This window comes from Streptomyces sp. STR69, assembly GCF_024519455.1.
Taxonomy (GTDB): Bacteria; Actinomycetota; Actinomycetes; order Streptomycetales; family Streptomycetaceae; genus Streptomyces.
In genome coordinates this window covers 1-26,892 of record NZ_JALJRY010000014.1, presented here as the reverse complement: position 1 = coordinate 26,892, position 26,892 = coordinate 1, and the positions used below count along the sequence as shown (strand labels likewise).

Genomic DNA, 26,892 nt, shown 5'->3' with positions numbered 1-26,892 from the left:
GCGGGGTTCTCGATTCCACCGGGGGTACGCCATGACCGCACGTGAGGAGGCCGCTCGCGGCCTGAGCGACATCGAGGGGTTCCTGTACCAGGAGGCTCATATGGGAGCGACGTACCGCCGCGTGGCGGACCTCACCACGCGTGTGGAGGGGCTCACTCCCGAGCAGCAGCGGGACATCGGGAAGTGGTACGTCGACGAGCAGAGGCACGTCGCCCGCATGGTCACCGACCACATCGCCGAACGCCTCGACGCGATGGAGGCGCAGCACCAGGCCCGGATCCGGCACTGGCTCCGGGGAACACTCATCGCCATGGCCCTCGTCACCCTGGCGATGAGCGCCGTCGTCGTGGTGATCCTGGAATCGTCGCGCTGACCGCCTCGCGCCGACTGGGCACGCCGGTGCGCGTCCGTACCGCCGACGCCGTGCCGTTCGGTGTGCGTCGGCGGCGGCGTGACGTCCCTCACGCGGTCACGGGCCCGCGTCCAGGTCGGTACCACCGTCGGCACGAGGTTGGTTCCAGGGCCACAGTTTGTCCGGGTTGAGCATGACCCAGAACTGGGCAACCCGGTCGTTCGCGACGTCGACGCTGATGACGGCGGTGACCTGGCGACCGTAGCGGGCGACGAGGCCGGTCCGGCCGTTGACTGAGTGGGTGATCAGGGTGGTGTGCGGGCGGCGGGCCAGGAGTGTCAGCAGGTTGTCGGCGACCGGCCGACTGCCGTGGACCGGTCCGGTCAGCGCCCGTACCTTGCCGCCGCCGTCGAAGAACGCCGTGGCGTCCGGGCACAGCAGCGAGGTGAGCAGTTCGCCGTCTTCCGTGACGCATGCCCGGCGTACTGCGTGGACGACAGTGTCGTGCTGGTGCGGTGCGGTGGAGCGGGTGCGCTGCGACCGCAGCCACTGCCTGGCCCGTGCGGCGAGCTCGGCGAGTTCCGGCTCCGTGCGGCCCACGATGTCGGCGACCGCGCCGGGGGCCATCCCGAAGGCACGGAACACGAACGCCGCGCGCTCGGCCGTCGGCAGCGACTCCAGCGCGTTCAGTACGACCCGGCCGGCTTCCTCCTCCGCCTCCGACGGCCGTCCATGCCCCACCTCGTGGCCGGCCGCACCCCGGCCGGGCAGTGCGGGCCGGCCCAGGCAGATCCCGCCCACGGTCCTCGCCAGCCAGGACCGGGGAACGGCGACCTGCCGACGCGCCGCACCGGACAGCCCGTACCACCGCCGATAGGCCTCGTCGACGACGCTTTCCGCTGCTCCCGGGTCGCCCAGCATCCAGTGGGCGACATCGAGCAGATACCGACGCTCCTCCCACAGCTCGGCGATCGGCACCGCATCACCCTGGTCCATGGCGCACCCGCCCTCTCGCTCGCACGGCCCCGCACGCGGCAGGGGCACGGGCTCACCCCTAAGACCAAGGACCCTCGGGTCCTGTGACACACGCCCGCGGTGATCGCGTGTCACACATTCGGCGGCGGCCCGGTCTTACAGGGCGACACCGCATTTCTTCTCCGACTGCCGAACGAGGTGACCATGCCATGCACTGGCGTGAGCGGGCAGCCTGCCTGCACGTAGATCCCGAGCTCTTCAACGGAAAGGGAACGCCGTGCGACGAGGGGCGGCAGCGATATGGGCAAGGGTGAAAAGGTGGCCGACTGGGCCGACGGGCGCCTGGGCGTCCAGCGCCTGGTCAGAGAGAAGGCGCGACGGGCCTTTCCGGACCACTGGTCGTTCCTGCTGGGAGAGATCTGTCTCTACAGCTTCGTCATTCTCGTCGTCACGGGCGTGTATCTGACCTTCTACTTCCATCCGTCGATGAAGGAGGTGCAGTACAACGGCAGTTACGCACCGCTGCGCGGCCAGATGATGTCGGAGGCGTTCGCCTCGACCCTGCACATCTCCTTCGACGTCCGCGGCGGTCTGCTGATCCGGCAGGCCCACCACTGGGCGGCGCTGATCTTCGTCGCCTCCCTACTCGCCCACATGATGCGGGTGTTCTTCACGGGCGCCTTCCGCAAACCGCGCGAGGTCAACTGGGTATTCGGATTCCTGTTGTTGGTCCTCGCCATGTTCGCGGGACTGACGGGATACGACCTCCCGGACGACCTGCTGTCCGGAACCGGCCTCGCCGTCGTGAACGGAACGATCCTTTCCATTCCGATCGTCGGAACGTACCTGTCGATGTTCCTCTTCGGAGGCGAGTTCCCGGGCCACGAACTCGTGGCCCGCTTCAACACCATCCACGTGCTCATCATCCCCGCCCTCATGGTGGGACTCCTGACCGCCCATCTCGCCCTGATGCTCTACCACGGACACACCCAGTACCCGGGCCGAGGACGCACCAACAGCAATGTCGTGGGCGTGCCGACCAAGGTACGCGCCGTCAAGTCGGGCGGGTATTTCCTGCTGGTGTCCGGTGCCGTCCTCGTCATCGCCGCGGTCGCGCAGATCAACCCCGTCTGGCAGTACGGCCCTTACCGCGCCGACCAGGTTTCGGCCGGTTCGCAGCCCGACTGGTACATGGGGGTGGCTGACGGACTGCTGCGGGTGATGCCGGGCTGGGAGATCAATTTCTGGGGCCATACCCTCGCGCTCGACAACCTGATTCCGCTGACCGCAGGGGTCGGTTTCTTCCTCGCCCTGGGCGTGTATCCGTTCATCGAGTCCTGGGTGACCCGTGACAGGCGCGCACAGAATCTGCTGGACCGACCGCGTAACCGGCCCGTACGAACGGCACTTGGCGTCGCGTGGCTGAGTTTCTATGCGGTGGCGCTGATCGGCGCGGGGAACGACATCATCGCCGTCCGTCTGCATGTCGCGGTCGAGTCGGTGACTTGGGCTGTCCGCATCGGTCTCTTCGTCGTGCCTGTCGCGGCCTATTCCGTAACGAAGCGATGGGCGCTCGGACTTCAGCGCGGTGACCGCGACAAAGTACTGCACGGACGCGAGACCGGCATCGTCAAACGCCTGCCCGACGGCGAGTTCGTCGAGCTGCACGAGCCGCTCGACCAGGATCAACTCCACCTTCTCACCCAGCATGAGCAGTACCGCCCGATCGACAGCGGCACCCGGAATCTGCGCTCCCGGCTCAGCCAGGGCCTTTACGGCGAGGGCGCGCAGATCACCAAACCGTCGCCACAGGATTACGAAGACAGGAAAATACCGGCCAAAGAAGTTCACCGGTGACCAAACCCGTTGAACAGACGCGCAGTTGAGCAGATGAGGAGTGGGGACGTCTTGGACGTGTACGAGGCGGTCACGAGCCGGCGGGCGGTGCGCGGATTCACCGACCGGTATGTCCCGAGGGAGGTGCTGGAGCGTGTGCTGTCCGCCGCGGCCTGGGCGCCGTCCGGATCGAACCTCCAGCCGTGGCACCCCTACGTGGTGACCGGCGGGCCGTTGGCCGAGATCAAGAAGCGCGCCGGCGAGCGCTTGGCCGCGGGCGACGCCTGGGACGAGCCGGAGTACGAGCAGTACCCGCCCGTGCTGAAATCCCCCTACCGAGAGCGTCGGTCCGCCTTCGGCGAGCAGCGCTACGGCGCCCTCGGCATCCCGCGCGAGGACGTGGAGGCGCGCCAGCGGGCCGCTTCCGCGAACTGGGACTGCTTCGGCGCGCCCGCCGCCCTGTTCTGCTACATCGACCGCGATCTGGGTCCGGCCCAGTGGTCGGACACCGGCATGTATCTGCAGACCGTCATGCTGTTGCTGCGCGCCGAAGGGCTGCACAGCTGTCCGCAGATGGCATGGGCGAAGTTCCACCGAAGCGTCGCGGAGGTCCTGTCACCGCCGGCCGAGCTCATGCTCTTCTGCGGCATGTCGATCGGATTCGAGGACGTCACGGTCGACAACGCCCGTACGGGCAGGGCACCGATCGGGGAGACGGTCACGTTCGTCGAGGGTTGAAACAGCCCGGGTGGCCCTTTCGGAGGAAAGGGCCACCCGGAACGAACAGCCTCTACTTCTGGCGCGTGAGCCAGTCGGCGAACCGCGTCCCGGCGATGTGTGCGTCAGGCCCCGGCAGGAGCGTGTTCTCCTCCAACTCGGCGCCCCAGTACGTCGCTTGCGGGTCCGTGACGATCTTGCGGGGGTCGTCCTGGGCCGAGAGTCCCATGCGGATGAACTCCTCCAGCTGGAACGCCTCGGGACCGGCGACCTCCACCACGCCGCCCACCGGGTCCCCGACCGCGGCGCGGGCGACGGCCTCGGCCACGTCGTCGGAGACGATGGGCTGGATCTTCGCGTCGGGCAGGTGCACGGTGTCGCCCACGGTGACCCCGTCGGCGAGTCCCTTCGCGAACTCGAAGAACTGGGTGGCGTGGACGATGGAGTAGGGGTTGCCGGACGCCTTGATCAGGTCTTCCTGGGCCTGCTTGGCACGGAAGTACCCGCTCCCCTGGAGCCGTTCGGTGCCGACGACGGACAGTGCCACGTGATGCGCGACGCCCGCCTCGGTCTCGGCCTTCAGCAGATTCGTCGTCGAGGTGCGGAAGAAGTCCATGACCGCCTGGTCCTCGAACGAGGGCGAGTTGGACACGTCGACGACCACCGCCGCACCCTTCAGGACCTCGGCCAGGCCCTCGCCCGTCAGCGTGTTGACACCGGTGCTGGGCGCCGCCACGGCCACCTCGTGCCCGTGCCCGCCGAGCCCGGCGACCACCTTCGAACCGATGAGCCCGGTTCCACCGATCACTACGACCTTCATGACGGAATTCCTTTCGGGTTTGCCTGATGCCTGCATCAGTAGAGACCGGGCACCGGCTCTGTCTGTGACACCGCCGACTCGACCTATTCGACGAGTTTCCCCGCGGTCGAGACTTCCTGCATCAGGGCGGAAATCTCGTCGGGCACGGACGGAATGTCCTCGCGGGTGACGCCCGTCGTCGGGGACCACACGAGATTCACCCGCAGCGCGGAATCCAGGCCGGGACAATCACTGCGGTTGTGACAGCCACGCGTCTCGCGGCGCTCCAGCGCCGATTCGAGGGTGGCCCGGGCCGCGAGCGCGGCCGACTTCAGATCGAAGGCATGCGCCAGATCCTGATAGCCCGCGATGTCCGGGTGGATACCGACGGCCTCCATACGCTTCTCGATCACCGCGAGTTCCGCCAGTCCGGCAAGCAGGCCGTCCTCGTCGCGTACGACGCCCGCGTGCTCGGTCATGGTGTCGCGGATGGCGCGTTGCAGGGCGCGCACGTTCTCGGGCCCGTCGGCGGCGAGGAGTCCGTCGAGCTCCGCGCGGGCTTCGGCGACGGCCGACGCCGACCGCGGCTGTGCCGTCAGTGACTGCGAGTACGCCGCGGCGGCCCGGCCGGTCAGGCGGCCGAACACCAGCAGTTCGATGAGGCTGTTGCCGCCGAGTCGGTTGGCGCCGTGCAGCCCGCTCGACGCCTCGCCGATGGCGTACAGGCCGCGAACGTCCGTGCTGTGGTCCTCGGGGCGCACCCACACCCCGCCCATCGAGTAGTGGGCGGTGGGCGCGATCTCGATCGGATCGCGGGTGATGTCCAGCATCTGCAGGTCGAGCAGGGTCTGGTAGACGCGGGGCAGTCGGGCCATGATCGTCTGTCGGGGCAGGTGGGAGACGTCGAGCCACACACCTCCCTTCGGCGTACCGCGCCCTTCCTTGATCTCCGTGTACGCGGCCAGCGCCACCCGGTCGCGCGTGGACAGCTCCATGCGCTCGGGGTCGTAGCGGGCCATGAAGCGTTCCCCGAGCGCGTTGCGCAGGATGCCGCCCTCGCCGCGGGCGGCCTCGCTGACCAGGGTGCCGGCGGCGTTCTCCGGCTCGATGATGCCGGACGGGTGGAACTGCACCAGTTCGGCGTCGCGCAGCCTGGCCCCGGCCTCCACTGCCAGCCGGAAGGAGTCCCCCGTGTTCTCGTCGCGCCGCGAGGAGGTGCGCCGCCAGATACGGGTGTGACCGCCCGCTGCCAGGATCACCGCGTCGGCGTGGATGACGTAGCGCCGTCCGCTCGTGAGGTCGAAGCCGTACGCACCGAACACGGCACCCTCATGGACCAGCAGCCGGGTGATGTACACCCCTTCCAGCACCGGGATGTCCAGTTGCTCCGCGCGTCGGATCAGGGTGCGCTGGATCTCCAGGCCGGTGTAGTCGCCGGCGAAGGCGGTCCTGCGGAACGTGTGCGCGCCGAAGAAACGCTGCGAGATCCGGCCGTCCTCCTCCCGCGCGAAGTCCATGCCGTAGCGCTCCAGGTCCTCGATGCCCCGGGCAGCGCCCTGGGTGACGATCTCCACGGTGCGGGGATCGGCGAGGAGGTAGCTCTCCTTGAGGGTGTCGGCGGCGTGCTGCTGCCAGCTGTCCTCGGGGTCCATGGTGGCCAGCGCCGCGTTGATGCCGCCGGCCGCGAGTGCCGTATGGGCGTCCTCCTTGGGACGCTTGCCGACGGCGAGGACGTCGATCCCGGCCTCCGCCAGTTCGACCGCCGCCCGCAGGCCGGCACCTCCGGTGCCGATCACCAGCACCATGGTGGCAAGACGTTGTTCGGTGACAGCCACGGTCCACTCCGATCACTGGGGTCTTCATCCAGTACGACCGGGTAGCCGCGCGATCTGTGACGGCTGACGGGGGTGTTCAGGAGGAGGTGGTGCCGCCCTCCAGAGAGGCGACGTAGGGCGCCAGTTTCTCCGGGTTCATGACCCACATGGCCCGCTCGATGCCGCGCTCCGAGATGTCGAGGGTCAGCAGCACCACCGCCGTCCCCTCGGCCGTGACGAGGACGGCAGGACCGCCGTTGGCCTCGACCCAGTGGACCTCCTTCCCCGGCCAGAAACGCGGCGCGAAGGCGGCGAGGTACCTGGAGACATGCACCAGGCCGACGACCGGGAACTTGGACGCCCCGCGCAGTCCGTTCCCGTCGGTGTAGCTGACCACGTCCTGGGCGAGGATGCCTTCGAGCACGGCCAGGTCGCCGGTCTGCGCCGCGGTGAGGAAGACCTCCATCAGCCGTCGGTGCTCGGTGGCGTCGACGGGTTTGCGGCGCTCCGACGCGAGGTGTTTGCGCGCGCGGCTCACCAACTGGCGTGTGTTGGTCTCGCTGGTCTCCAGCATGTCCGCGATCTGCCCGTAGGGGTAGTCGAAGGCTTCCCGCAGCACATAGGCCGCCCGTTCCACGGGGTTGAGCCGCTCCAGCAGGAGGAGCACCGCCGTGTCGAGCGCCTCGGCCCGCTCGGCGCCCAACTGCGGATCCGCGCGCGTGTCAATCGGCTCGGGCAGCCAGGGGCCGATGTACGACTCGCGCCGCACCCTGGCGGACTGGGCGACGTTGAGCGCCAGCCGGGCGGTGACGGTGGCCAGGAACGCCTTCGGCTCCCGGACGACGTCACGGTCGGTGTGCTGCCACCGCAGCCACGCCTCCTGGAGTACGTCCTCGGCCTCGGTGGCGCTGCCGAGCACGCGGTAGGCGATGCCGAAGAGCTGGGGACGCGCCGCCATGAACACGTTCGCCGCCTCGTCGAGCGAGTCCGTGTCGTCCCCGATACCCATGCGTGCCGCCTTCACTTCCGACCCCTTCGCGCAAGCGCTTCCTCATGGTACGGGGGCCCTCGCCCGCTGGTCGCGCTCGGCGGGTTCCGCGACGGCGCGACCGCCGCGCAGGTCAGCTGCTCGGCTTCGCCCGGCCAACGGCAGCACGGTCGACGTCGAGTTCGGCGACCAGGCCGCGCAGGACGGGGCCGTACTCGGGGTGGGCGAGCGCGAACGCCATCTGGGCGACCATGTAGTCGGCCGGATTGCCGGTGTCGTACCAGCGACCCTGGATGACCTGTCCGTACACCGCGCGGGTGGCCGCGTAGGCGTTGATGGCGTCGGTCAGGTAGACCTCGCCTGTCCTGCGCTCGTACCAGCGGCGGGTCTGCTCGCGCAGTTCGTCGATGATTCCGGGGGTGACGACATAGCCGCCGATGGCCGCGTACGACGACGGCGCGGCAGCAGGCTCGGGCTTCTCGACCAGGCCGGTGATGCGCAGTTGACCGTCCCCGAGGTCTTCCTTGACCACGGGGACCCCGTAGCGCTGGGACTCGACGGGGTCCATCGGCATGAGGGCCAGCACCGGGCAACCGGTCTGCTCGTAGGCGCGGGCCAGCTGCTGGGCACGGGGAACCTCGGCCACGAAGACGTCGTCGGGCCACAGCACGAGCACCGGCTCGTTGCCGAAGGCACGGGCGGCGTTCAGCACGGGGGTGCCGTTGCCGTAGGGACCGTACTGGTCGAGGTAGGTGATGTGGCCCTGCCGGGCCAGCTCCGCGACCTCCTCCACCGCGTCCGCGTAGGCCGTCTTGCCGTCCTCGCGGAGTTGGTCGACGAGAGCGGGGTTGGGGCGGAAGTGCTCCTGGATCAAGGACTTGCCGCCCGAGACGACGATGGTGATGTCGGTGATACCGGAGTCCACCAGCTCGCGGACGGTGTGCTCGATGACCGGCTTGTCGCCGACCGGCAGCATCTCCTTCGGTGTCGCCTTCGTCAGCGGCAGCAGCCGGGAGCCGAGCCCTGCGGCGGGAATCACGGCCCTGCGAATCGTCGGGGACATCACGTCTCTCTCCGGTCGAGCGTCATGTGCCTGTCGACAGGCGCACCGTGCCGACGCTACCAACGGCCGGTGCCGAACCCTGCGCGGCACTCAAGGTGAAGATCGAGTACCAGCCATGTCTGCGACGGATGCCGCGGCCTTCAGTGACCGCCGGGCGCCCGATCGCTGCCGACATGTCGTCAGCCACCCTTGCCGCACGGCCGCGCGTAGGCGGCCGACGAGACCAACGGGTGGGTCAGTTGGGTGGGCCGCTTCCCCCGGCTGGTACGCCATAGCGTGACTTGCCCGTCGAGAGCGGCGGTCGCCAGGGTGTCGCGGTGAGCGCAACGGGGTCCCTAGGGTTCTCGACGTTCCAGACGTAGACCATGTGACGTGCGGTGCCCGCTGCCATGAGCCTGCCGTCCGGGCTCAGAGCCACGGAGAGGGCGAATTCGTCCTCGAACCTGATCCGCAGCGGTCACCCCTCGGTGGATTCGGCGACAGCGGTACGTTCGCGGTCGAACTCGGCCAGCCGTACGGCATCCATCCGCTCGCACCGATCGGCCTTGACCGTGGTCACCGCGCCGTCCTCGCGCGTTCCGTGCGGGTGGGACCACCACGTCAGGCATGCCACAGCGTCGGCATCACCCCCTCACTCATACTTTTAATCCTTGAATTGAAAGTATCGTGCGGCACCATCCATCCGTAAGAAATCCATCTAAGCCTTGCGCTGAGATGGGGCAGGGTTCTACCTTCATGCCATCGCCCCGGGGTGAAGGACTGCGGGGCAGGGGATTGGGGGTTCGGCATGCTCAACATCGGACTTGGTGCCTACCGGACGTGGCCGGAGGACGAGTACGGGAAATCGTCGGCCGGATGGCGTCCGGGGCTGTCCGACGAGGAGGTGTACGCGGCGGGGAACGGCCGCTGGAAGCTGGGGACACGGGCCGACCGGGAACGGTATGTCGTGTTCAGCGCCATGGGCATCGTCGTCCTGGCCGTGGAGATCGATCACATCTCCGACCCGGCCCCGGACGGCCGTCGCACGATCCACGGGACGATCCTCAAGCCCGGCAATCCGGTGTACGACAAGTACGTGGGCAGCGAGTCCCCGGTCGACAAGAGTCAGAACCCGGTGCAGTACTTCGACTCGCCGTTCGATCGCACCAGCTGCGCGTGCGGATGCAAGAAGGAGGTCCCGTCAGGACGCGACTTCCTGCCCGGACACGATCAGATTGCCATTCACGACCGGGTCAAGCTGGTCGGCGGTGTCCTGCCGTTCATGGACTGGTTCGACGCGACGTGGCCCCAAGCCAAGTTGCAAGCGTGACGGACTGAGCGCTCCGCCTTGTCGGCCGCACCCGCTCTCGCCGAACACCTCATGCCGGACGACTCGCTCTACGCCCAGTTCGTCGAGCCGGCCGAAGCCATCGCGCAACGGATGACGGAAGCCGGCTTCGACGACGAGGGCACAGTGCGCTGCCTCGCCCGGATCGTCGAACGCGGCGCCGACACCTATGACTGAACCTATGGCAGAACCCGACTCGACCTGAACGTCGAGATCTTCCAATCGCAGAGCCGAAGCGGTCCTCCTGCACTCCTCCTGCACGGCCGGCCCGACCGACGATGACGACGACGCGCGAGCCACGAGCCTGGAGCCAGGCCGCGAGGCGGGTCGACCGGGCCTTGTCGAGGTCCCACCACCCTGCGAACATTCGTTCAGCGCAAGCTTGTTGCATCGTGACAGGTCACGAAGGGGGAACAAGGCATGGCGTTCTGGCGGCGGGAAGACCGGCACGACCGAAGAGACAGCAGGGTACCGCCACGCTTACCGGGGACGCCGTCGCCCACGTCCTCCGCCGCGCAGTCCGTCTTCACCTACGACCCGCTCGACGGGCAGCCCGGCACCGAACCGCTTGCCACGCTGCGGAGAGGCGCCCTGCTCAGCGCCGTGGACCAGGCCAACGACGCGGTGGACGCCACGCACGACGACTGGTACGCCCTCGCCAGGAACGCCGCCGTCCTCGGCCGGACCCAGTACGCCGGCGGCGACGCCGAACTCGCCGTCGCCGCCTACGACCAGGCGGTCCGGCTCTACAACGACAACTCCCGCGCCATGGGCCGCGGCGCCGATGCGGCCACGGGGCTCGCCACCCTGGTGGACTGCGCGGGCCGGGCCATGCTCCTCCACCACCGCCAAGGCCGTCGCAAGCTGGCGGACTCCGCCTTCGACGTGGGACGCCTCTTCGCCGAGTTTCTCGCCGGCAACGGACTGACCGACCCCGCCTCCCAGCTCCTCGGCCGCCGCGCCGCGGTCCTTCAGCAGACCGGGCAGCCCCGCGGCGGCCTGCTGAAGCCCGAGATCCTCTCCCTCCTGGATCCGCAGGACACCCTGCGCGAGGCCACCTGGGCCGTGGCGGAGTACCTGGATTCCCCGGGCCCGCACACCCTGGCCGAGGCCCTGCGCGCCACCGGCGCCGAGCAGCAGCCGTGGGCCACCCGTCTCGCCGACGCGCTGACCGTGAACGGCGGCCGAAAGGACGAGCCCTGGTCGCCCACCCAGCGCGGCAGCCACCTCGGCTTCCTGCCCGCCGCCGCCAAGGCCGTATCCAGCGCCCTCGACGGCACCTCTGGCACGGCCGGGGACGGCTGGCGCCTGACCGGCCGCGAGATCCACATGTGCTACTCGGTGGCCTCCGGCCGCGGCGAACTGCGCTTCGCGCTCAAGGACCACGCCGAATACTGGGGCGGCCTCCTGCTCTCCCTGGGCAAGGACGCCCTCCGCACCGGCCACACCACGCTCGCCGCCGACTGCGGCGACTGGCTCCGCGGGGTACTCACCCAGGCTGCCCCTCACACCCTGATCAACCCCTGGGGGCAGGTGCTGCATGCCGGCTCCCAACAACTGCCGAGCTGAGACCGCCGTTCTGGAGCAGCAGCAACCGTAGCGCCTCGGGAACCGGCAGGTCCCGTACGGCGACGACGACCAGGGCCACCAAGTCACGCGCTGCTTCCGGCAGTTCCCTCATCCGTTGGGCGATGGCCGCGCTGAACTGTGCCAGGCGCCGTGTCGCGGTCACCGCGTGCCGCCGTGCGGGCCGGCCCGTCCAGGAGCTCCAGCGCCAGCAGCGGGTTCCCGGCGGACGCCCCCAGGAACCGGCGGGTGCGCTCGCCGGGGACGTGGTCCCGGCCCAAAAGGTCTGCGGCAGTCTCCCGCCCGGACAACAGCCGGACCACGGGCAGTCCGAGCAGACGCGGGACCAGCGTGCGGATCAGGAAACGGCTGACCCGGTCTGCCCACTGCAGGTCGTCGCAGCATCTGCTGGTACTGCTCGATGGCCACCAGCGGCTCGCGCCCGGCCCGCGGAGCCGCGATGACGGGCGCGCCGGGCCGACCTGTTCGATCGGGTCGCACAGGCCGACGACGGGTCGTACGCCGATCCTCCCGGACTGCCGGCACACCTCCGCGAGCTGCGCCGACTTGCCGATGCACGCCGACCCACTGACCAGGATCACCCAGCCGGCACTGGGCCTCTGTGCGCCGTGTACCAGGGACAAGGCGCACCATCGGTTCGCTACGACCGCGCAGAGGCCCGTGCCGCACCCGCGCCGCTCCCCAGGGCACGAACGATGCCTCTGCGGCTGCGGCGCCCACACCCCGAACGCGCCTCGTGTGGTCCGCTCACGGCGAACCCGCTCGCCTGCTCGGCCACAGAGGGGAGTCGACGGTTCGGGGTCGGAGCATCCGGTCCCGCGACGGCATTCACCCGGGATCGGTGACGTCGGTGCGCCGGTTGTCCGGCTTGAAGGGCAGCGCTGTGACCGTCGCGCGGATCTCCCGCTGCGGGGTGCCCGGACGGCCCCACAGGACGACGACCTCCGTGCCCGGTGTCGTATGCGCGGGTTCGAGCACGCAGAGGGAGATCATCGCCCGGAGGGTCGGGCTCACCGTCCGGCCCGTGGCCACGCCCACCGGATCGCCCGACACCAGGACCTGGTCGAAGTGGGGACCGCGTCCGCGCGGCAGCTCCATCTGGTCCGGCAGCTCGGCCTCGCCCAGGAGCGAGGTGAGGATGCCGGCGATGTCCTGTGCGTTCCAGCGCAGACCTACCAACTCGCGTGTGGGGACGCCGCTTTCGGCATCCCTGGCGAGTGCGTCCCGGCCGATGAAGTCGCGGTCGGGGACACCCTTGCGGAAGCCCCAGCCGAGCTCGCCCGGCTTGCGGAAGTAGTCGGTCACCCCGCCCGTCGGGACGAAACTGCCGGTCGGCACGCCCTTGCGGAACTGCCTCGGCGCACCCGGCGTGAGGATCGACGCCGGCAGATAGTCCAGCCCGTTGGTGGCGATCCCGGCCTCGATGTGCTGAACAGGCTGCGCCCGGAAGCCGAGTTGGCGAATGCCGACGTCCTGCCCGCTCGCCACGACCGCCGCCCAGATGTCGTTGGCGTGTGCGGTCGGCCCGTGCAGTTCGTATCCGAGTTCGCCCGAGATCCCGGTGCGCAGAACCCGTACCGGGACCCCGTCGACCGTCGACATACGGCTGCGGCTGAAGGCGATGTCGCGGAGGTCGTCCCCCGTCAGCTTCTCCAGTGCCGCCAGGGACGCCGGGCCCTGGACGCCGAAGATGAACACGTCGGGGCTGATGTCGGTGGCGGCGGCGTCCCAACTGCCCTGGCTCAGCTGCCACAACAGCCAGTCGCAACTGCCCGCGGTGTAGACGAACTCGTCGGGCCCGAGCCGGCAGAGCACTCCCTCGGAGGCGATCCAGCCGTTCTCGTCGAGTTGCACATGGTGCTTGATCTGCCCGGTCTCGAAACGGGACAGGTCCCGCATCCCCAACCGGCTCAGGAACGCGAGCGCCTGCGGGCCGTGCACCTTGACCTTGTGCAACGAGGTCCAGTCGCCGACGTAGCACGAGCCGACATGGGCGGTGCTCTCCTCGACCCAGTCCGAGTACTCCTCGGGGAGCAGGAGCTGCGCGAAGCGGCCGTAGGTGCCCCGGGTGTTGCCCACGTCCTGCGCCGCGGCGGCCGGGCTGAACAGCGCCGGGCGCTCGGTGATGAACGGTGCGTCGTTGAGTCGGAGGACCGCTTCGTAGGTACTGCGCTGTTGTGCGACCAAGTCCATTTCACACCTCGCTGAGTGGACGTCATCGTCCAGAGCGTCGTCGGGGCACCAGCCACCGACTAGATCGATTAAGTCGGACGGTAACAGTCTCTTTCGGACGAGGCGAGAGCCGTGACGCATCGGTGATCGGTCGCACGGCGCAAGCAATGCCGAACTTCCGTGCAGCGCCGGACGGTTCAGGACCTGAGGCGCACCCGCCGTCGTACCGGCAGCTGCAGCAGGTCCGTGCCGAGCACCATCGGTCCGCCGAAGTCGGCCCGGCGTGCGCTGTCGCGGAGCAGGCGGCGCCAGGTCGCGTCGGAGACCACGGTCTGCTGTCCCGGGCCGAGGTGGGTCGCGACCAGCTTGCCCGCGTCCGACTCGGCCGCGATCCGGCCGAGTTCCGCGACGTCCGTGTGGGTCGAGGTGATGTGGTCGATCAGCGCCTGCGGCAGGCCGAGACTCGCGAGGCCCGCCGGGTACAGGGCCTCGTGGACCAGGACGTCCGCGTGCGCGGCAAGCGTGATGACGTTCGGGGTGGGTGCCGTGTCGCCGGAGAAGACGACGCTGCCGTGGTCCGTGTCGAAGCGGTACGCGTAGGCCGGGGACACCGCGCCGTGCGGGACCAGGACGGCGGTGACCTTCACGTCGTCGTTCTCCATGACGGTGAACGGCGCCATGGCCGGCGCGGAGTTCGTCGCCGAGGCGCCGGCACCGGACGGCGGCAGTACGTCGTGGACGTTGAGCAGGGTCGCCGGGTCGATGCCCGCGTGCTCCGTCATGAAGAAGGTCGGCGACGCCGCGTACGCCTGACCGGCCAGCCTCGTCATCTCGACGGTGCCCGGCACGGGCCCCGGGGCCCCGGCGACGGTCGAGGCGATGCCGGCCGGACCGGGGCCGTAGACATCGATCGGTTTCTGGAAGCCCTGTGCGCCCGAGGCGCCCGCCGACAGCAGCGGGAACGAGTAGTAGTCGACGATGTGGTCGGAGTGCAGGTGGGTCAGGAAGATCCCGGCCAGCGACGGCATCGACAGACCGGCACGCAGATACTGCGTCACCGCTCCCCGCCCACAGTCGATCACATACGTTCTGCCGTTCACCGTCAGCGCCGACGAGATGCCGTACCGGGTCGCCAGCGGCGGCGGCCCGCCGTTGGTGCCGAGCAGAGTGACGGAGAGGCCTGTGCCGGAGGACACGGATCCGGTGTTCGCCGCCGCCGCGGCCGGCTCGGCGCCGAGCAGAGGTACGGCTACGGCGGCAGCGGCGGATGCCGCCATCGCGCCCAGCATCGTCCTGCGGGACGTGGGTTCACCCAGGGGTTCGCACATGAAGAGACAGCTCCTTCGCGGCTCGATTCGCGTTGCCACAGTGGCCACACCGAGCACACCTGTCCACCAGCTGGTAGAAAATATGAGCTACCGGGGCGAACTATAAGGTTTCGCGCCGTGCAAGTGTGGGCGGATGTCAACAGCCGATCGTGGGAATCGGGTTCTCCGCGAACCACTTGGCGAGGAAGTCCAGGAAGACCGAGACCTTGCGCTGGGTGCCCGGCCCGGGCCCGTGGATCGCGTAGAGCGGCCGGTCGGGTGCCGCCAGTTCGGGCAGCTGGATCTGCAAGGCCCCGGACACGAGATCGTCGTAGGCGGACCGCTGCGGCAGCAGGGCGATGCCGCGCCCGTGCACGGCCGCCTTCTGCAGGGCGATGTACGAGTTGGACGAGAACGCCACGTTGCGGATCTTGTGCAGCGTGGAGGTGGGGCCGTGCCCGATGCGCCAGACGGGGTCGTTGACGTGCACCAGGCAGTCATGGGCGGCCAGGTCGTTCGGGTGCGTCAGGGGGCCGTGTTCGTCGATGTACGTCTTCGACGCGCACAGGACGAAGGGCAGCGAGGCGATCTTCTTCAGCCGGACGTTGGAGTCCCGGAGGTCCCGGGTGTGGAACGCCAGGTCGAAACCGCCGTCGAGGAAGTCGTACGTCCGGTCGGACACGCCTCCCAGCTCGAACCGGATCTGGATCTTCGGGTGCGCCGCGGAGAACGCGGCGATGGCGTCCCCGAGATCCAGGCTCCCTATCCACTTCGGGCAGATGATGCTGAGCACGCCCTCCGCCCTGTCGTGCAGATCCGCGATGTTGGAGTCCTCGGCGTCGATCTCTTTCACGATCCGGGCGGCGAACTCGGCGTAGCGCAGGCCCGGTTCGGTCAGGCTCACCGAGCGGGACGTGCGGTTGACGAGCCGGACGCCGACCTGGCGCTCCAGCTCGGCGACATGTCGCGACACGAGTGATCCCGACGAACCGAGCGCTTTGGCGGCTCCGTTGAAACTGCCGAGGTCGGCGACGATGACGAAACTGCGCATGAGGAGCAGACGGTCCATGGCGGTCCTCCGGTCGTCCACGGCGCCGGTGTCCCTCCGGGCCGCGTCGAACATGGGGCGGTGCAATTGGGCGGAGCCATCTCGCAGGCGGCAAACCTGGAAGGCGGGCGATGGCGAAGCGGAGGACCGGCAGGGTCACGCCGGTCGACACGCTTACCGTTACTAGATCGATCTAGCGACCGTAACAGAAACCGGTCGAAACCGCGAGGCCCGAGCTGGAGGACTCGGTCAGCCCGGCGACCTCGGAGGAGACACCGCACGGCGTCCCCCGAAGCTGGGTCAACACCGCTTCCCGGGTCAGTCGGGAGCTCGACCGGACGACCAGAACCATGTCCGAGGCGACCGCCTGCCGCTGCAGCGGGGCACCGAGGCCACGGAGTGCGTTCGCTACCCCGCACACCCGGCCCACCGCGGCATCTACCCAGCCGGCGACGACGTGTCCTGGACGGGCGGCTGGGCCGAGGGCGCCGTCACGACGGGCCTCAACGCGGTGTGGGGTGTGCTGACCCAGCTCGGCGGGAAGACCACGGCCGGCAATCCCGGCCCGGGCGACCGCTTCGAGGAGCTCAGGCCGATCAGGCTGCCGTAGAACCGGGAGCAGGGTGAACCGTAGGAGCCGACAGGTCGGCCGGCCTGGGGACCGGTCATCACCCCGACCGACGCGGCGCCGTGGTCGAGTCGCGTACCACCAGCCGGGAGCCGACGCGGATGAGCCGGCCGACGCCCTCCTCGGCGGGGTCGCCGTGGTCGGGGCGGTTGTCGATGCGGCGCAGCAGTTGTTCCGCGGCGAGTTCGCCGAGGTCGCGGGCGCCGTTGTCGACGACGGTGATCGGCGGGTGCCAGTACGAGAACCAGGGGGCCTCCTCGTGGCACACGAGGGAGAGCTGCTCCGGCACCCGCACCCCGAGCTGGACCAGTGCCCCGAGCGTCCCGAACGTCGCCTCGTGGTTGGCGCTGTACAGCGCGGTGGGCGGACGCTCCGCGGCCATCACCCGCCGGGCCGCCTCCGCACCGAACGCCATGGTGTACGGCCCCCGCGCGCACAGCTCGGGATCGGGTTCGAGCCCGGCGGCGGCGAGGGCCGCGGCGAACCCGGCGTAGCGGTCGCGTCCCGAGTCGATGTGCGCGGGCCCGCCGATGAAGGCGATGCGCTCGTGGCCGAGCCCGAGCAGATGCCGGACTGCCAGTTCGGCGCCCTCCCGGTCGGCGGCCATCACGGAGTCGCCGGGCACGTCCTCGGGGGTGCGCATCAGGTTGACCACCGGGATGCCGGCCGCGCCCACCTGCCGGACCATCTCGGTGTTGTCCCCGGTGCCCACGATGATCAGCCCGTCGACCCGGTGGTCGAGCAGCATGTCCAGGTAGCGGGCCTCGCGCGCCGGATCGGCGTCCGTGACGCAGAGCAGCACCTGGTAGCCGCGCTCGTCCAGGCGCTGCTGGAGCACCTCGGTGATGACGTGGAACGAGGCGTTCACCAGGTTCGTTATCACCAGCCCGATCAGGTTGCTGCGCCGTGTGCGCAGTCCGCTGGCGATCCGGTTCGGCCGGTAGCCGAGCCGCTCGGCCGCGGACTGCACCGCCCGTTTCGTCTGTGCGCTGACCCGACTGGAGCCGCTGAGCACCCGCGAGGCCGTGCTCTTGGAGACCCCTGCGGCCTCGGCCACCTCGTCCAAGGTGACTGCCACCCGCCCACCCCCGATCCGATCTGATCCGATCATGAAATCGATCCCATACGACCCTGCTCACACGCGGAGTCGAGATCGCCATGATGACAGATTCGGTGAAGTCAGTGGCGTAAACAATGCGTTTCACAAGCAGTTTCCAGCCGGAACGGCATTGACCACTGCCCCGAGCCGCTGCCACCGTGCTGTGCAATCGATCCCACACGGAGCACAGCATGACCTCTTCGAGTGCCGTCCCCTGGCGCGGCTACTGGCCCGCCGCTCCCACCCCCTTCGCCGCCGACGGCTCCCTCGACGAGGACGCCTGGCGCGCGCTGCTCGGGCTGTACGCGGAGCACGGCGTCCACGGTGTCCTGGTGAACGGCACGACCGGCGAGTGGTTCTCCCAGACCCCCGAGGAGCGCCGCCGGGTCGCCGAGATCGCGGTCACCGAGCTCTCCGGACAGCTACCGGTGGTCATCGGCTGCGGCGCGTACACCGCCGCCGAGTCCGCCCGGTACGGCGAGCACGCCCGCTCGATCGGCGCGGACGGCATCCTCACCACCCCGCCGCCCTACGTCCACCCGAGCCAGGACGAGATCCACGCCTTCTACGCCACCCTCGCCGGGGCGGTCGACCTGCCGCTCATGGTCTACAACTGGCCGCGCGGCACCGCCGTGGACATCACGGTCGACACCCTGGCCAGGCTTGCCGAACTGGACACCGTGGTGGCCGTCAAGGACAGCTCCGGCGACGAGCTGAAGGTCGCCGACACCTGCGCCGCCCTGGCCGGGAAGGTCCAGGTCTTCGGCCGCTTCATCCACCGCCGGGGCATGGCCGTGATGGCCGAGTTCGGCGGCGCCGGGAACATCGACGGCGGCGGCCTCGGCGCCCCCTTCACGGTCCCCTTCTACGAGGCCTACTGGGCAGGCGACTTGCCCCTCGCCCGGGAATGGTCCGCACGCTACGAACGGCTTGTGAACCTGCTCGTCAACGACGACTACAGCTCACGGTTCGCCTCACCCACCTCGCAGCTCAAAGCCGCCATGCGGCTGCTCGGGCAGCCCGGAGGGCATGTACGCCCTCCGCTGCTCCCCCTGGAGGACCCGTCCGCGCTGACCGCCCTGTCGGCGGCGCTCGACGAGGCCGGGCTGCACCCCTGTTCCACCAGCACCGGAAAAAGGTGAACCGACCGTGCGCAGACTTCTCATCGCGGCCTCCTCTGCCGCCGCCCTGCTTCTGACCGTGACGGCCTGCGGCTCCGAGGACTCCTCCTCGTCGTCCGCCGCCGCGGCTCCGACCGGATGCACACCCAAGGTGGCCAAGTCGGACCTGGTCAAGGCGGGCACGCTGACGATCTCGACCAACGCGACCCTGCCGCCCATGCAGTACCTGGACGCCTCCAACAAGATCGTCGGTATGCGGGTGGACCTCGGCAACGAGATAGCCAAACTCCTTTGTCTCACCCCGAAGTTCGTCAACATCCCCTTCGACGCGCAGATCCCCGGCGTGCAGTCGGGGCGCTGGGACATGATCGACACCGGCATGTTCTACACACCGGAGCGCGCCAAGACCGTCAAGCTCGTCCCGTACGAGGTCCAGGGCGTCTCCATCTCCGTCGCCAAGGGCAACCCGAAGAAGATCACCTCCGAGGACGACCTGTCCGGCAAGACCATTGCCGTGGAAGCTCCCGGCTACGAGTTCGACACCCTCACCGCCCTCAACAAGGAGCTCAAGGCGGCGGGCAAGAAGCAGGTCACCGTCCGCACCTTCACCACCACCGCCGACGCCTACCAGGCACTGTCCGCGGGTCAGGTCGAGGGCGTGGCCATCGTCGAGGCGGTCACCAGCTACTACCAGAAGGACGGCCGCTTCGAGACCGCGGTCAAGGGCATGAACCCCGCCCCGCTCGCCCTCGGCTTCGGCAAGCAGAAGCCCGCCGACGCGGTCGCGACCGCGCTCAACACCCTTCGCGGCAACGGGTACTTGGCCACGCTGTTCAAGAAGTACGGCGTCACGGCCTACACCGGCGACCTCAAGGTGACCACCGGCGCGATCAGCGCGAAGTAGCGATCGAAGGGCGAGAGCCATGTGGTCCTGGGATGCCTTCTTCTCCTTCCTGACCAACCCCCAGCTCATTCAGGGAGCTTGGACGACGATCTGGCTGACCACGGTCAGCATGGCGCTCGCCCTGCCGCTCGCCGTACTCGTGGCCCTGGGCAGAGCGTCCCGCCTCGTGCCGGTCCGGGCGGTCACGGGCTTCTACGTGTGGCTGATGCGGGGCACGCCCCTCCTGGTCCAACTGGTCATCATCTACACGGGGTTGCCCCAGCTGGGCCTGCGCCTCGGCGTTATCAGCGCGGCCCTGACCGGTCTGGTCCTCAACGAGGCGGCGTACCTCTCGGAGATCGTCCGCGCCGGGGTGATGTCGGTCCCGCGCGGCCAGTCCGAGGCCGCCCGCGCGCTCGGCATGCCGCCCTGGAAGGTGTTCCGGGTGGTGGTCATGCCGCAGGCGCTGCGGGTGATGGTCCCGCCGCTCGGCAACAGCTTCAACGGCCTGCTCAAGACAACGACCCTCGTGTCGGTGATCTCGGTCGAAGAGCTGCTGCGCCGCACCCAGTTCGCCGTCCAGACCAACTTCCGCGTCCTGGAGGGCCTCACCGCGGCGGGCCTGTACTACCTGGCGATGACCACCCTGTGGGGCCTGGTCCAGCGGTGGCTGGAGATCCGGGTGGGCCGCGGTCACGAGAACAGGCCGACCAGTGACCGCCGCATGAAAACCGCGGTCCTCGAATTGGAGACCCGATGACCACCGAGACAGTCGTCGAAGCGCGCCAGGTCCGCAAGTCGTACGGCCCTGTCGAGGTGCTGAAGGGTATCGACTTGACGGTTCACCGGGGCGAGGTCGTGCTCGTCCTGGGCCCTTCGGGCGGCGGCAAGAGCACCTTCCTACGCACCCTCAACCACCTGGAGACCCCCGACTCGGGCACCGTCAGCATCTGCGGCGAGCGGATCGGCTACGGCGAGCGGGGCGCCCTGCGGGAGCGGCGGATCGCCGTCCAACGGCGGCGTACCGGCATGGTGTTCCAGCAGTTCAACCTGTTTCCGAACATGACCGCGCTGGACAACGTGGCGTCGGGTCCGGTGCATGTGAACGGCGTGCCGAAGGCCGAGGCACGCGTCGCAGCGGGCGAGTTGCTGGCCATGGTGGGCCTGGAGGACAAGACGACCTCCTACCCCGCCCAGCTCTCCGGCGGCCAGCAGCAGCGGGTGGCCATCGCCCGTGCCCTGGCGATGCGCCCGGAGCTGCTGCTCTTCGACGAACCCACCTCGGCGCTGGACCCGGAGATGGTCGGCGAGGTCCTCGACGTCATGGTCCGGCTCCGCGAAGAGGGCATGACCATGATCGTCGTCAGCCATGAGATGGGCTTCGCCCGGGCCGCGGCCGACCGGGTCGTGTTCATCGCGGACGGCACGGTGGTCGAGGACAAGGCCCCGGACCTCTTCTTCTCCGCGCCGGAACACGCACGCACCCGCCAGTTCCTGGACCGCATCCTGTGAACCCCCCACCCCCCTTGAGCACTGTGAGCACAGCCATGAGCACCAACTCCCTTCCGCAGACGGCCACCGTGACCATCGACGGCACCCCCGGCCAGGCCTGGGCCGGCCAGTCCGTGAGCGCCGCCCTCGTCGCCGCCGGCATCTGGCCGCTGCGCCGCAACCCGGTCAACGGCCAGTTGCGCGGCCCCTTCTGCGGAATGGGCGTCTGCCTGGAGTGCGAGGTGACCATCAACGGCCGCCCCGGCACCCGCAGTTGCACCGCGCACGTCACCGACGGCATGGACATCCGCACCCACACCGAGCCCCTGCGGACGGCCGCGCATGGCTGACGTCATGGCGGAGTCCGAGGCGGATGTCGCGGTGGTCGGCGGCGGACCGGCGGGACTGCACGCAGCACTGGTGCTGGCCCGGGGCGGGCTGAGGGTCGTGCTGCTCGACGAGTCCGACACTCTGGGCGGTCAGTACTACAAGCGCCGGGCCGAGCAACTCACCGCCGCCTTCGGCGACTTCCGCCCCCAGGGCACCGAACTGATCCGCCAGGTACGGGAGTCCGGCGTCGACTGCCGCACCGGCACCCTGGTCTGGGGCGCCGAGGACGCCGGCCGCACCCTCTTCACCTCCGACGTCCGCACGGGCGCGCTCGGTCGCGTCAGCACCCGGGCCACACTGGTCGCCACCGGCGCGTACGAACGCTCCCTGCCCTTCCCCGGCTGGACGCTGCCGGGTGTGGTCACCCCCGGGTTCGCCCTGCACTTGGCCACCATGGACCGGGTTCCCGTGGGCCAACGGGTGGTGCTCGCCGGGACCGGTCCGTTCCTGCTCCCGGTCGCCTGCGCGCTGCTGGAGGTGGGCGCCCGGATCGAGGCACTGGTCGAGCTGAACCACCCCTACCGGCCCGGGATTTCCTCGATCGCCGGCGCGCTGCGCCAGCCCGCCCGGCTCGCGGAGGCGGCCCGCTATCTCCTCACCCTCGCCCGGCACGGCGTCCGCGTCGAACAGGGCTCGCGCGTGCTGGCCGCGCACGGCGACACCCAGGTCACCGCGGTGGACGTCGCCCAAGAGGACGGCAGCGTACGGCAGTTGGAGACCGATGCGCTGTGCGTCGGCTTCGGCTTCCGCCCCAGCACCGAACTCCCCCGGCTGCTGGGCTGCGACACCCGACCGGACCCGACAGGCACGGAGCAACTCCCGGTCGTGGACACGGATGGCTCGACCTCGCTCGACGGCTTGTACATCGCCGGGGACTGCGCCGGTATCGCGGGAGTGCACGCGGCGGGCGTGCGGGGGCAGCTCGCCGCCCACGCGATCCTGCGCCGCCTGGCACCCGAACGCGCGCCCGTACGGGTGGCCGGCCTGCGTCGCCGGGCCCGCGCCCTGGACCGTTTCGCCGAACTGGCTGACCGCCTCTACCCGTTGCCAAACGCGGCCGACATCCCCGACGCCACCCAGGTCTGCCGCTGCGAGGGCGTCACCGCGGGCGAGATCCGGGAGGCCGCCGCGACCGGCTGGAACGACCTGCACGGCACCAAGGCCGCCACCCGCGCCGGCATGGGCCCCTGCCAGGGACGCGAATGCGGCCACATCGTTGCGGCGTTGGCCGGGCGGCGCGAGGGCGGCGCGGAGTGCTTCGCGGCCCGGATGCCGATACGGCCGCTGCCCATGGCCGCGACGGTCGAAGGGCAGGAAGTCCAGTGACCCAGCCCGACGTCGTCGTCATCGGCGCCGGCATCCTCGGCGCCAGTGCCGCCTTCCACCTGGCCGAACGCGGGTACCGGGTCGTGGTGTTGGAGCGCGGGGCACCCAACCGTGAAGGCTCCGGCACCACTGCGGGCAACCTCCACATCCAGGCCATCCACACCCGCCGCCCGGGCCAGGAGGTCCCGGTCGACAGTGCGCGGCTGCTGCCGCTGCAACGCCGGGCGTCCGACCACTGGTCGCAGATCGAGGAACGGCTGGACGCGGACGTGGAGTTGCGGCGCGGCGGCGGCTTCATGGTCGCCGAAACCGCCGTACAGGAAGAGGAGTTGAGGGAGAAGCACGAGTGGGAGCAGCGGGCGGGCATCCCCACCGAGGTGCTCACCGGAGACGAGGCCCGCAAGGAACTGCCGCTGCTCTCCGACCGGGTACGCGCGGCGAGTTGGTGCTCGCTAGACGGCTATGCCAACCCGCTTCTGATCACCCCCGCCTATCTGGCCGCGGCCCGCCGCCTCGGCGTCGAGGTGCACGCCTTCACCCCGGTGACCGGTGTCCAGCGAGTCGGGGACGGCTACAAAGTGCTGTCGGGCGAGCGGAGTTGGACGGCTCCTGTGGTCGTCAACGTGGCCGGGCCGTGGATCACCGAGATCTCCGCACTCGCGGGGGTGGGGATACAGATGTCCCCGGTTGCGATCCAGATGCACGTGACCGTGCGGGTCCCGCCGGTCATGCATCATCTGGTCCAGCACATCGGCGAGGGCATGTCGGTCAAGCAGGTCAGCGCGGGCAACCTGCTGATCGGCGGCGGCTGGCCGGCCGGCGAGTTGAACATGGCGGGCCGCAGCACGGTCAGCGTGCCCAGCATGGCCGGCAACCTCGCGCAGGCCGGGCGCATTCTGCCGTTCCTCGGCGACCTGCGGCTGCTGCGCATGTGGGCCGGACCGCTGGCCGCGACCCCGGACGAGATGCCGGTGATCGGTGAAGTCCCGGGCCACCCCGGGTTCTTCGTCGCGGGCGGCACCTACGCCTTCACCCTCGCCCCGGTGTGGGGCGACACGCTGGCCCGCCAGATCGCCGGGGAACCTCCGGCCGACCCGGTGGACGACCTGGGCCCCGGACGCCTGCTGCACCACGCCACCATTCCCGCACCTCGAAAGGCCACCGCACCATGACCACTCTGAAGATGTTCGTCAACGGACAGGCGATGTCCGGAGGCACCCTCAACCACGCACTGAGTGAGGCCCGTCTACTCGGCCCCGCCCGGACCGCACCCGTGTACCGCTTCTTCTCCGTGCGCGACGAGTTCCCCGGCCTGCACCCGGTAGCGGAGGGCGGCGCGTCGATCAACGGCGAGGTGTACGAGGTCAGTTACGAGGTGCTGCGCGAGCGACTCCTCCCTGAGGAGCCCGCGGAACTCGAACTGGGTGTGATCGCGCTGGCGGACGGCTCCGGTTCCTTCTCGATGCGTATGCGCGCCTCCGCGCTGACGGCCCCCGGTGTCGTCGACATCACCGCCCACGGCGGCTGGCACGCCTACCTCGCCACTCTCTGACACTTCGTCCTCGCTGGAGGTCTGCCATGTCCCACCCCTCATCGACCGAACCCGTCCGACCTGTCGACCTCGTCGTGCGAGGCGGCACCGTGGTCAACGCCGACTGGCAGGGTGCCGCGGACGTCCTGGTGGGCGGTGGCAAGGTGCTCGGAGTGGTGGAGCCGGGCGCGTACCGCACCGTACGGGCCCCTGGCACCACCGAGTTGAACGCTTCCGGGCGCCTCGTGCTGCCCGGCGGTGTGGACCCGCACTGCCATGTCGGCTTCACCTCGGGAGACTTCACCTCCCTCGACGACTACCGCCGGGCCACCACGGCGGCCGTCTTCGGTGGTACGACCACGATCGTGGACTTCGCCATCCCGCGCCCCGGTGAGAACCCGGCAGACGTCGCCGCGATCCAACGCGCCAAGGCGGCACAGGGGTTGTGCGACAGCGCGCTGCACGGGTGCGTGGTCGAGTGGGACGACACCGTGCCGGAGCAGCTGCGGTCGATGGCCTCCGACGGCATCGTCACCGTGAAGATGTTCACCACCTACCGCGGCGAGACCATGGCCGACGAGAAGACCATCCTCAACGTGATGACCACGCTACGGGATCTGGGCGGCATGGTGGTCATCCACTGCGAGGCCGACCACATCATCACGGACACGCAGGAGCGCGGCGAGGCGGCCGGGGCGATCAGCGCGGGCCATCACGCCGGTACCCGGCCGGAGTTGGCCGAGAACGCGTCGGTCGCCGAGATCCTCGCCATCGCCGAGTCGGTGTCGGCACCGGTGTACTTCGTCCACCAGTCGACACCCGAGGCGGTCGACCTGGTGGCCCGTGCCCGGGGCCGTGGAGTGCGGGCGTTCACGGAGACGGTGGCCCATCACCTGGTGCTGGACGACACGGCCTACGCGGGCCCGCACCCCGAACGCTTCGTGTGCTGCCCGCCGTTGCGGGACGCCGGCACGGTCGCCGGGCTGCGCTCACGACTTCTCATGGGCCAGGTCGCGACGATCGGCAGTGACCACTGCTGCTACGACACGGCCCAGAAGGAGTCGGTGAGCCACGACGTACGGGCAATGCCCAACGGCCTGCCCGGAGTTGAGACCCGCATGCCGGTGATCTTCAGCGAGCTGGTGGTCAAGGGCGGCCTGCCGGTGGGCCGCTTCGTCGAGTTGATGTGCGCCAACCCGGCCAGGCTCAACGGCCTCTACCCCCGCAAGGGAGTCATCGCCCCCGGCTCGGACGCGGACCTGGTGATCTGGGACCCCACGGCCGCCCGTACCGTTCGCAGCACCGGTCTGCACATGGCCACGGACTACACGCCGTACGAGGGCATGCCGGTCACCGGCTGGCCGGAGACCGTCGTGGTGGGCGGCCGTCCCCTCGTCGACGCCGGCCGGCTGACGGACGCCGAACCCCGGGGACGGCATCTGCGCTCGGGCCCGCTGAGCCGGTCCCTGGTGTGCTGATCGCGCAGCCCACCGGACGCGATCACGGCGCGGAACCCGTCAGCGCGGCTCGGCTATGGTGCGGCGTACCACCAGATGCGGAGCCAGGACCACCTCTCGGGGCTCGGTACGACCCTGGTCGAGGCGTTCCACGGCCGCGGCCACCGCGTAGCGCGCCTGCTCCTCGGCTCCCTGGCTGACCGTGGTCAGGTCGAAGCAGCTCAGGCGGGAGAGTCGGTCGTCGTCGTATCCGACGACGGACACCTCGCCGGGGACGGAGACACCGGCGCGGGCGAGCGCGGCCAGGACGCCGATCGCGCTCTGGTCGTTGAACGCGACCACGGCGGTGGGCAGTTCGCCCGCGTCGAGGAGGTGCCGGGCGGCGCGCTCACCGGCCGCCTCGGTGTTGTCGCCGCGCAGCACACCGATGTGCGCGTCCAGACCGTGGCGCCGCATGCCGGTGCGGTATCCGCGGCGCCGGTCGGTGGCGATCACGCCCTTGCCGCCGTCGACGTACGTGATCTGGCGGTGCCCGAGTGCCACCAGACGGTCGACGATCTGCCCCACTCCGTCGTCGTCCGCGGTTCGCACGACATCCAGTTCCCCTGCCTCGATGCGCCGGCCCACGACGATGACGGGGGCCTTGCCGTCGAGTGCGGCGAGCGTGTCGACGGGGGCGGTCGGACCGAGCAGGATCAACGCCTCGCTGCGGAAGGCCAGTAGCGTCTCGATGGCGGTGCGCTCGTCGCGGGTGCGGGTCTGGGTGCTCAGGACGAGGTCGTAGCCGACCTCCTCGGCGGCCGAGTGCAGGTGCTCTACCAGGTCTGCGTGGAAGGGGCTGTGGACGTCGACCATGACGCCGAGCATCCTGGTGCGCCTGCTGGCCAGCAGGCTGGCGGTGCGGTCCCGTCGACCAACAGCCTTATCTCCAGGGCTACTTGGCCGTCGACTCGCTGTGGCTCTACAAGAACAACGGCAACT

25 protein-coding genes and 2 pseudogenes are annotated in these 26,892 nt (G+C 69.7%); 16 read left to right on the top strand and 11 right to left on the bottom strand.

Annotated elements, in window-relative coordinates; all coding sequences use genetic code 11:
- Window positions 1-31: 31 nt before the first annotated feature.
- Window positions 32-373, top strand: a complete 342-nt coding sequence (locus tag OC490_RS25515; protein ID WP_262060327.1) for a hypothetical protein — start codon at window positions 32-34, stop codon at window positions 371-373.
- Window positions 374-469: 96 nt separating this feature from the next.
- On the opposite strand, the gene OC490_RS25510 is transcribed toward OC490_RS25515, so the two are convergent.
- Complete coding sequence (locus OC490_RS25510) at window positions 470-1,348, bottom strand: RNA polymerase subunit sigma (RefSeq protein ID WP_262060326.1); 879 nt, start codon at window positions 1,346-1,348, stop codon at window positions 470-472.
- A 279-nt stretch (window positions 1,349-1,627) separates the two neighbouring features.
- Here OC490_RS25510 and OC490_RS25505 point away from each other — a divergent pair, with 279 nt between their 5' ends.
- On the top strand, window positions 1,628-3,184 hold the full coding sequence (locus tag OC490_RS25505) for a cytochrome b (protein WP_262060325.1): 1,557 nt from the start codon (window positions 1,628-1,630) through the stop codon (window positions 3,182-3,184).
- 51 nt (window positions 3,185-3,235) lie between these two features.
- On the top strand, window positions 3,236-3,901 hold the full coding sequence (locus OC490_RS25500; protein ID WP_262060324.1) for a nitroreductase: 666 nt from the start codon (window positions 3,236-3,238) through the stop codon (window positions 3,899-3,901).
- 52 nt (window positions 3,902-3,953) lie between these two features.
- Here OC490_RS25500 and OC490_RS25495 read toward each other — a convergent pair whose 3' ends face one another.
- From OC490_RS25495 to OC490_RS25480, 4 genes are all read right to left on the bottom strand, one after another.
- Window positions 3,954-4,700 (bottom strand): SDR family oxidoreductase, encoded by a 747-nt coding sequence (locus OC490_RS25495; protein ID WP_262060323.1) that lies wholly within the window; start codon window positions 4,698-4,700, stop codon window positions 3,954-3,956.
- An 83-nt stretch (window positions 4,701-4,783) separates the two neighbouring features.
- Complete coding sequence (locus tag OC490_RS25490) at window positions 4,784-6,484, bottom strand: L-aspartate oxidase (protein ID WP_262060518.1); 1,701 nt, start codon at window positions 6,482-6,484, stop codon at window positions 4,784-4,786.
- Between the two features lie 106 nt (window positions 6,485-6,590).
- A complete protein-coding gene (locus OC490_RS25485; protein ID WP_262060322.1) occupies window positions 6,591-7,502 on the bottom strand; it encodes an RNA polymerase sigma-70 factor in 912 nt (303 codons plus the stop codon).
- Window positions 7,503-7,614: 112 nt separating this feature from the next.
- On the bottom strand, window positions 7,615-8,544 hold the full coding sequence (locus tag OC490_RS25480; protein WP_262060321.1) for a UTP--glucose-1-phosphate uridylyltransferase: 930 nt from the start codon (window positions 8,542-8,544) through the stop codon (window positions 7,615-7,617).
- Between the two features lie 787 nt (window positions 8,545-9,331).
- Here OC490_RS25480 and OC490_RS25475 point away from each other — a divergent pair.
- The 3 genes from OC490_RS25475 to OC490_RS25465 all read left to right on the top strand — a co-directional run bounded on the left by OC490_RS25475 (window position 9,332) and on the right by OC490_RS25465 (window position 11,440).
- Entirely contained in the window at window positions 9,332-9,853 is a 522-nt protein-coding gene (locus OC490_RS25475; RefSeq protein WP_262060320.1) for a hypothetical protein, read from the top strand.
- Window positions 9,854-9,871: 18 nt separating this feature from the next.
- A complete protein-coding gene (locus OC490_RS25470) occupies window positions 9,872-10,048 on the top strand; it encodes a hypothetical protein (protein WP_262060319.1) in 177 nt (58 codons plus the stop codon).
- 243 nt (window positions 10,049-10,291) lie between these two features.
- The gene (locus tag OC490_RS25465; protein ID WP_262060318.1) at window positions 10,292-11,440 is read left to right on the top strand and encodes a hypothetical protein; all 1,149 of its coding nucleotides are present in this window, start codon (window positions 10,292-10,294) and stop codon (window positions 11,438-11,440) included.
- 83 nt (window positions 11,441-11,523) lie between these two features.
- Here the strand turns inward: OC490_RS25465 and OC490_RS25460 are convergent, their stop codons facing one another.
- The 4 genes from OC490_RS25460 to OC490_RS25445 all read right to left on the bottom strand — a co-directional run bounded on the left by OC490_RS25460 (window position 11,524) and on the right by OC490_RS25445 (window position 16,006).
- On the bottom strand, window positions 11,524-12,039 hold the full coding sequence (locus OC490_RS25460) for a hypothetical protein (protein WP_262060317.1): 516 nt from the start codon (window positions 12,037-12,039) through the stop codon (window positions 11,524-11,526).
- A gap of 247 nt (window positions 12,040-12,286) precedes the next feature.
- A complete protein-coding gene (locus OC490_RS25455; RefSeq protein ID WP_262060316.1) occupies window positions 12,287-13,651 on the bottom strand; it encodes an aminomethyl transferase family protein in 1,365 nt (454 codons plus the stop codon).
- A gap of 176 nt (window positions 13,652-13,827) precedes the next feature.
- Window positions 13,828-14,958, bottom strand: a complete 1,131-nt coding sequence (locus OC490_RS25450) for an MBL fold metallo-hydrolase (protein WP_262060315.1) — start codon at window positions 14,956-14,958, stop codon at window positions 13,828-13,830.
- A gap of 136 nt (window positions 14,959-15,094) precedes the next feature.
- A complete protein-coding gene (locus tag OC490_RS25445) occupies window positions 15,095-16,006 on the bottom strand; it encodes a LysR family transcriptional regulator (protein ID WP_262060314.1) in 912 nt (303 codons plus the stop codon).
- A gap of 409 nt (window positions 16,007-16,415) precedes the next feature.
- Here OC490_RS25445 and OC490_RS25440 point away from each other — a divergent pair.
- Window positions 16,416-16,595, top strand: a pseudogene (locus OC490_RS25440) (amine oxidase); the annotation flags it as partial.
- 58 nt (window positions 16,596-16,653) lie between these two features.
- Here OC490_RS25440 and OC490_RS25435 read toward each other — a convergent pair.
- Complete coding sequence (locus OC490_RS25435; protein ID WP_262060313.1) at window positions 16,654-17,691, bottom strand: LacI family DNA-binding transcriptional regulator; 1,038 nt, start codon at window positions 17,689-17,691, stop codon at window positions 16,654-16,656.
- Between the two features lie 212 nt (window positions 17,692-17,903).
- On the opposite strand from OC490_RS25435, the gene OC490_RS25430 reads away from it, so the two are divergent.
- The 9 genes from OC490_RS25430 to hydA are packed head-to-tail and all read left to right on the top strand — an operon-like array spanning window position 17,904 to window position 25,932.
- Window positions 17,904-18,854 (top strand): dihydrodipicolinate synthase family protein, encoded by a 951-nt coding sequence (locus OC490_RS25430; protein ID WP_262060312.1) that lies wholly within the window; start codon window positions 17,904-17,906, stop codon window positions 18,852-18,854.
- A gap of 7 nt (window positions 18,855-18,861) precedes the next feature.
- Window positions 18,862-19,737 (top strand): ABC transporter substrate-binding protein, encoded by an 876-nt coding sequence (locus OC490_RS25425; protein WP_262060311.1) that lies wholly within the window; start codon window positions 18,862-18,864, stop codon window positions 19,735-19,737.
- A 19-nt stretch (window positions 19,738-19,756) separates the two neighbouring features.
- Window positions 19,757-20,476, top strand: a complete 720-nt coding sequence (locus OC490_RS25420) for an amino acid ABC transporter permease (protein WP_262060310.1) — start codon at window positions 19,757-19,759, stop codon at window positions 20,474-20,476.
- On the top strand, window positions 20,473-21,228 hold the full coding sequence (locus OC490_RS25415; protein ID WP_262060309.1) for an amino acid ABC transporter ATP-binding protein: 756 nt from the start codon (window positions 20,473-20,475) through the stop codon (window positions 21,226-21,228). The genes OC490_RS25420 and OC490_RS25415 overlap by 4 nt, the downstream gene beginning before the upstream one ends.
- Window positions 21,229-21,263: 35 nt before the next feature.
- A complete protein-coding gene (locus OC490_RS25410; RefSeq protein WP_262060308.1) occupies window positions 21,264-21,557 on the top strand; it encodes a (2Fe-2S)-binding protein in 294 nt (97 codons plus the stop codon).
- On the top strand, window positions 21,550-22,923 hold the full coding sequence (locus OC490_RS25405) for an FAD-dependent oxidoreductase (RefSeq protein ID WP_262060307.1): 1,374 nt from the start codon (window positions 21,550-21,552) through the stop codon (window positions 22,921-22,923). The genes OC490_RS25410 and OC490_RS25405 overlap by 8 nt, the downstream gene beginning before the upstream one ends.
- Window positions 22,920-24,095 (top strand): NAD(P)/FAD-dependent oxidoreductase, encoded by a 1,176-nt coding sequence (locus tag OC490_RS25400; RefSeq protein WP_262060306.1) that lies wholly within the window; start codon window positions 22,920-22,922, stop codon window positions 24,093-24,095. Before OC490_RS25405 ends, OC490_RS25400 begins: the two co-directional genes overlap by 4 nt.
- Window positions 24,092-24,475: a gamma-glutamylcyclotransferase gene (locus OC490_RS25395; protein ID WP_262060305.1), complete on the top strand. Its 384-nt coding sequence runs from the start codon at window positions 24,092-24,094 to the stop codon at window positions 24,473-24,475. Before OC490_RS25400 ends, OC490_RS25395 begins: the two co-directional genes overlap by 4 nt.
- Window positions 24,476-24,501: 26 nt before the next feature.
- A complete protein-coding gene (gene hydA, locus OC490_RS25390; protein ID WP_262060304.1) occupies window positions 24,502-25,932 on the top strand; it encodes a dihydropyrimidinase in 1,431 nt (476 codons plus the stop codon).
- 39 nt (window positions 25,933-25,971) lie between these two features.
- On the opposite strand, the pseudogene OC490_RS25385 reads toward hydA, so the two are convergent.
- A pseudogene (locus tag OC490_RS25385) lies at window positions 25,972-26,817 on the bottom strand (LacI family DNA-binding transcriptional regulator); the annotation flags it as partial.
- Between the last annotated feature and the right edge of the window lie 75 nt (window positions 26,818-26,892).